The organism is Chamaesiphon sp. OTE_75_metabat_556 (assembly GCF_031378165.1).
GTDB lineage: Bacteria > Cyanobacteriota > Cyanobacteriia > Cyanobacteriales > Chamaesiphonaceae > Chamaesiphon.
The window spans coordinates 1-1,708 of record NZ_JANNDR010000493.1 but is presented as its reverse complement, the minus strand read 5'-3'; the positions used below and the strand labels follow the sequence as shown (position 1 = coordinate 1,708).

General features: G+C 46.0%; 1 protein-coding gene and 1 pseudogene. One reads left to right on the top strand and one right to left on the bottom strand.

Going from position 1 to position 1,708, the window contains the following annotated elements; genetic code table 11:
* A pseudogene (locus RMO27_RS19800) lies at window positions 1-349 on the top strand (multidrug ABC transporter ATP-binding protein); the annotation flags it as partial.
* Between the two features lie 276 nt (window positions 350-625).
* Here the strand turns inward: RMO27_RS19800 and RMO27_RS19795 are convergent.
* Window positions 626-1,540: a bifunctional riboflavin kinase/FAD synthetase gene (locus tag RMO27_RS19795; RefSeq protein ID WP_309735770.1), complete on the bottom strand. Its 915-nt coding sequence runs from the start codon at window positions 1,538-1,540 to the stop codon at window positions 626-628.
* Window positions 1,541-1,708 lie beyond the last annotated feature (168 nt).

Genomic DNA, 1,708 nt, shown 5'->3' with positions numbered 1-1,708 from the left:
AGTGGAGCAAATTTGTAGTCGTGTCGGAATTTTAGCGCGGGGTGAATTGATTTGCTGCGGGACGTTATCAGATTTACTGGTAAATCCTGTCGATATAGAGTCGAACTCAGGGCGTTATTATGAAGTAACTGGGCGCGGTGGCAATCGAGAAATTCTCGATCGATGGATGAGCGATATCGCTTATCAAGATGATATCTGGCAGGGCAAACTTCACGGCGAACCGCAGGAATTTCTCTCTACCCTACGATTGTTAGGCGCAGAATTAATATCGCTCAAACAAGGACGGGCATCGCTCGAAGAATTCTTTATGGAACAAATGGAAATACGTGGTATTCGATCGAGTACCTAAAAGGATGTTTGAGAAGTTTAGCTTGTCAATCGTAAACCCCAGAGAATCCCCCCTAGCACCCTTAAAAAGGGGGGAACCGGACTCTTAGTCCCCCTTTTTAAGGGGGATTTAGCGGATGCGCGCCCGCTTTTGTTCCCCGACGGTTTAGCGACCCAAATCGCGCTGAGGTTCCCTCAGCGTGCGTTTGGGTCAAGACAGCGCACCAAGCAGGGGGATTCAGATCTACAATCGAAGACATAAAATGTTTTCAGACATCCTCTAAAGTTATACCTTAATTTAAGATGAAAAAAACTCGCGTGCAGCCTTACAATCAGCTTGAATTTGATTGGTGAGGGCGGTTAAATCGGCGAACTTTTGTTCGGTTCTCAAAAAATGATGCAGATAAACGATGATTTCTCGATCGTACAAATCGCCATCCCAATCGAGCAAATGCACTTCGACAGTGGTATTAACACCGTTAACCGTCGGACGTTTGCCGATATTCATCACTGCTGGTAATTGAGTCTGTGTATCGGTATCGACACGAACGCAGTAGACACCCTGACGCGGGAGAAATTTTTCGGGAGGGTATTGGAGATTGGCTGTCGGAAATCCGATCGATCTGCCGATCGATTGTCCGCTAACTACCGTACCCACGATCGAGTAATATCGACCTAGTAAAACCTGAGTTAGTTTGAGATCCGCAGCCAATAATGCTGCTCGAATCCGCGAACTACTAATCCGGCTATCGCCATCGGTTTCTAATGGCGCAATTTTAGTCTGGATACCAATCTGAGCCGTTAGCTCGACGAGATCTGAAGCTGCACCCGCACGTTGATTGCCAAATCGAAAATCTTCGCCCACGCTAATAAATTTAGCCTGAATTTGGCGAGCCAAAATTCGATCGACAAATTCCTGCGGTGATAACTTAACCAGCTCTCGATCGAAGGGTAATAAAATCAGTTGCTGGATGCCCAACCGTTCTAAAATGATGGCGCGTTCGTGGTGTGGCGTCAGAAGTTGTCGCTGTTGTCCGGTAAAATATTGTTGGGGATGCGGTGCAAATGTTACCACCGTCTTGTAAAGGTCGGGATTATCGCTAGCTAAAACAGGTCTAATCACCTCCAAGTGACCCCGATGAATCCCGTCAAAGTTACCTAGCGCAATCGCTGTGGGAGTCAATAAATTGTCGAGAGATGAGGTAATCTGCACTTTTATTTGTTACTACTTGGCAATCGATCGATCGATTAGCTGTTGTTTTTAGAGTAAAATTTCATCGAACTATCATTGGAGTTCGCGTAGCGTCTGCCTTAGCAAAAGCCCCACCGAGCGGTAATCGAGAAATTAGTTTCCCAAACCCGTAATATGTTGCAAAATAAT